Here is a 2,192-nt window from a genome sequence, read left to right as displayed (position 1 = left end):
TCCGGCCGCATCGAGGAGGGCCGCGTGGCGGTGACGGTAGGGACGGAGATGCCGCCGGTCCGGGGCGACCGCGTGCGCCTGCTCGAAGTGTTCCAGAACCTGATCGACAACGCGGTCAAGTTCATGGGAGACCAGCCCCGTCCGCGGGTGGAGATCGGGGCGCGGCGGCAGGGCGAAGGCGAGGTGCTGTGCTGGGTGCGGGACAACGGCATGGGCATCGACGCCCGGTATCACGAGAAGGTCTTCGGTCTGTTCGAGCGACTGGACAACCGGGTGGAGGGCACGGGGATCGGTCTGGCGCTGGTCAAGCGAATCGTGGAGGTGCACGGCGGGCGCATCTGGGTCGAGTCGGGAGCCGATACGACCGGCGCCACGTTTTATTTTACGCTTCCGGCGGGCGAGGCAATGGGCGACTCCTGAAGCGCGTGTGGTGGGGTCATGTCTACGAAGGCCTCTGCGCTTTTCGGACCACGTGCCTGGTTTTGCCCGCGAGGGGCCTCTTGCCGTCGTCCGTGTGCTTACGTATATACCTGTGCAGCCATCCACTTCCCGGACAGGTATCCCCACTGGAAGGAGTGATAAAGACGTGAGCCAATACGCTGAACGCAAAGATCTCATCCGCAGGCTAGAGGAGGAAGCGGCCGCACGATGTGAAGCAGAAGCGCGCTTCCTGCAAATCCTTCAGGGCAACCCGGATGCCGTGGCCATCACTCGAGTTGCCGATGGACACTTCTTGGAAGTAAACGAAGCCTTCGAGAAGCTCACGGGCTTCCGTCGCGAGGAGGTGCTCGGTCGCACCTCCGAATCCCTTTATTTGTGGAGTCATGGGGACCGTCCTCTTTTGCTGGAAAGCTTGCTCCAGGAAGGGCGGCTCTGCAACTTCGAAGCGCAAGTACGGGAGAAGTCGGGCGCCATGCGAGCGTGCCTGGTCAACGCCTGCGTGATCACGTATCAGGGAGAAGAGTGCCTCTATGTGATGACCAGGGATGTCACCGAACAGAAGACCATGGAGGCGGAGCTGCACGTCATACAGGAACGCATCTCCAAGACCTTTTATGCCAGCCAGGATGCCATTGTCATCACAACCGTTCCGGAAGGGAGGATCGTGGAGGTGAACGACAGCTTTACCCGCATCTCCGAGTACGCTCGTTCGGAGGCCGTGGGTCGAACGACCCGGGAGCTGGCGCTCTGGGTCCATTCGGAAGACCGAAACCTGATTCTGCATACGCTCCGGGAGAAAGGACAGGTTCGGAGATTGATCACCGACTTTCGGACGAAGTCGGGAGCGATCCGGACGTGCACCATATCCGGCGAACTGATCACTCGTGACGGGCAACGCCTCCTGCTCTCGGTTGTGGAGGACATCACCGAGCAAAAACGAGCGGAGGAGCGAGAGAAAGGCATCGGGCGCATTCTGGAAGAATCGCTGGATGAAATCTACATCTTCGATGCAGACTCCTTGCGTTTTATTCAGGTCAACCGGGGGGGACGAGAGAACCTTCAGTATACCATGGATGAACTGCTCGATCTTACGCCGGTGGACATCAAGCCCTCGTTCAGCCGAGCGGAGTTCGAGGCGCTCTTGCGCCCTCTGCGAACGGGAGAGCAAGAAAAAATCTTCTTCGAGACGGTCCATCGTCGGAAGGATGGGACGACCTACCCGGTGGAGGTGCATCTTCGTTTTGCCCAGCTGGGTAAGCGAGCCGTCTTTGTGGCGATTATCCTGGATATTACGGAGCAATTGCAGGCGGAGATCGAGCGGGAACGTTTTGTGCGGGAACTGGAGGAGAAGAATGCCGAACTGGAACGCTTCACGTATACCGTCTCCCATGACCTCAAAAGCCCCCTCGTCACCATCAAAGGCTTCATCGGGTTGCTCAAAAATGATCTCGAGAAGGGGAGATATGATCGGGTGATGAAAGATTTCGAGCGAATCGAGAGGGCTGCCGACACCATGGCGAGCATCCTTGATGAACTCCTCGAACTCTCACGTATCGGGCACATCCTGGGCGCTCCAGAACGCATCGATCTCGTCGAACTGATTCGGGAAGCGGTAGAACAGATATCCGGCCGCATCGAGGAGGGCCGCGTGGCGGTGACGGTAGGGACGGAGATGCCGCCGGTCCGGGGCGACCGCGTGCGCCTGCTCGAAGTGTTCCAGAACCTGATCGACAACGCGGTCAAGTTCATGG

At 59.4% G+C, this 2,192-nt stretch carries 2 protein-coding genes; both read left to right on the top strand.

Going from position 1 to position 2,192, the window contains the following annotated elements; genetic code table 11:
* A partial coding sequence (locus AC1HIY_RS03950; protein ID WP_479575410.1) for a sensor histidine kinase occupies positions 1 to 420 on the top strand: 420 nt, incomplete at its 5' end.
* A gap of 112 nt (positions 421 to 532) precedes the next feature.
* On the top strand, positions 533 to 2,192 hold a 1,660-nt coding region (locus AC1HIY_RS03945), incomplete at its 3' end, for a sensor histidine kinase (RefSeq protein WP_479575409.1).

The organism is Rhodocaloribacter sp. (assembly GCF_056451265.1).
The sequence above is the reverse complement of the archived record's forward strand: the minus strand, read 5'-3'. Positions and strand labels throughout refer to the sequence as shown.